The sequence below is a fragment of the Trujillonella endophytica genome, from assembly GCF_900110555.1.
In the GTDB taxonomy this organism is placed as follows: Bacteria; Actinomycetota; Actinomycetes; order Mycobacteriales; family Geodermatophilaceae; genus Trujillonella; species Trujillonella endophytica.
The window spans coordinates 1-1,613 of record NZ_FOEE01000032.1 but is presented as its reverse complement, the minus strand read 5'-3'; the positions used below and the strand labels follow the sequence as shown (position 1 = coordinate 1,613).

Genomic DNA, 1,613 nt, shown 5'->3' with positions numbered 1-1,613 from the left:
GTCGTGCTCGGCGCGGTCGTGGTCGGCGCGGTCGTGCTCGGCGCGGTCGTGCTCGGCGCCGTCGTGGTCGGCGCCGCGGGCGTCGACGTCGCTGGGGCCCGCACGTCGTGCTGCGTCACCTGGACCGACGCGGACCTCGACGTCCCCATGACGTTCACGACCGTCTCGGCGACGACTGCACCAGCGGGGACAGGGAGCGTTGCGGCGACGCGGGTCCAGTTCGAGGTGCTGACGTTGCGGGCGCTACCGCCGCTCCACGAGATGAACGCCCCGTTCTGCCCGTACCAGGACACCGTGATCTGAGCCCTGCTCCCCGCCGGACCCTTCACGTCGGACGCGAAGGTCCAGGTCTCGCCCGCGCGGACGCCCACCCTCGGTTCACGGACGCGCGTGGTGCTGGCCGTGGACGCCACCCGCGCGGCCCAGGAGGACGCGACGTGGTCGGAGACGCGGATTCGTTCGAGTCCGCGTCCGCCCTCCTGGACCGAGTACCCGCGCTGGTCGGTCGCCAGGACGGGATTGGACGACAGGTTCAGGGCGGTCGACGACGACCCGCTGCGGGGAGACGACGTCGCGGCGACAGCGGCTATCGGAATGAGCATCACCGCGATCGCGATCGGGAGCATCCGGAGAAGCCAGCGGGTTCTCGGGCGGGACAGGTGCTTCGTGCGGGCGGCATGGGAAGCCATCGTTGTTCCTCGGGGTTCGGGGGCGCGATGGACGCCGGGATGGTGGCGGGTGCGCGTGGCCCCCCGTCCGACTCCGTCGGGCGGGTGCCCACCACCGGTGGTCACGGCGAGCGCCGGACGACGACCGGGAGGTCGTGGTCCATCGGCGTTCGTCACTCACGGAACCACGGCGAGCGCGCCGCGTGAGCTATGCATGGGGAGGATGGGGCACATGTGACGGGTGGGGCCAATGAGGCCGAGTGATCCCGAGTCGGGACCCGGGGGCCGTGCTGACCGATCCTCGCGAGTGCTAAAGGGGACTTCGCCCATCTCGCGCTGCTCAGCGCCGCGCTCACGAAGCCGCACCCTCGACCTCACGGAAAGTGAGAACGAGCCGGGGAAACGCCGCGCGTCCGGGCAAGCACGCCGAAGACCGTTGACGCTGAGTCATGGCATGTGAGGGTCATCCCTCGGCGACGCTCCAATGGCGGAGCGTCGGAGCCGCGAGGGGGTGGGCGCCATCCCCGAAAGCCGGTCGAACCGTCAGCGACGCCTTCCCTGGGGCGGAGGCCTCGTCGCTCTGCTCCTCGCCGTTGCAGGCTGGTTGCTGTTCGCACTGGTCATGGGGAAGGCTGCCGCGGACGCCGCCCCTCCGCCCCCGGCATCGAGCGGCGACGAACCGACGATCCCGGGCACGGCCGAGGTCCGTCGGACGCCACCGGCGGGACAGAACCCGTCGGACGAGCCTCCACCAGCACCCGACACCACGCCTCCCCCCTCTCCTGAGACCCCCGCCGAGCCCGCGCCGGAGAAGCTCCCTTCGGAGTCCTCGGACGGAGACGTCGCGGCGGGAGCAGCGGACGGATCCCCCACGGGGAGGTCCAGCACGCCCGCCGGGCCCCCCACCACGTCCCCGCCGGCGGCCCACCCCGCCGCCACACCCGA

Annotated in this window: 1 protein-coding gene; it reads left to right on the top strand. The window is 72.3% G+C overall.

Annotated elements, in window-relative coordinates:
• On the top strand, positions 1-303 hold a 303-nt coding region (locus BMY88_RS24050; RefSeq protein WP_170861257.1), incomplete at its 5' end, for a hypothetical protein.
• Between the last annotated feature and the right edge of the window lie 1,310 nt (positions 304-1,613).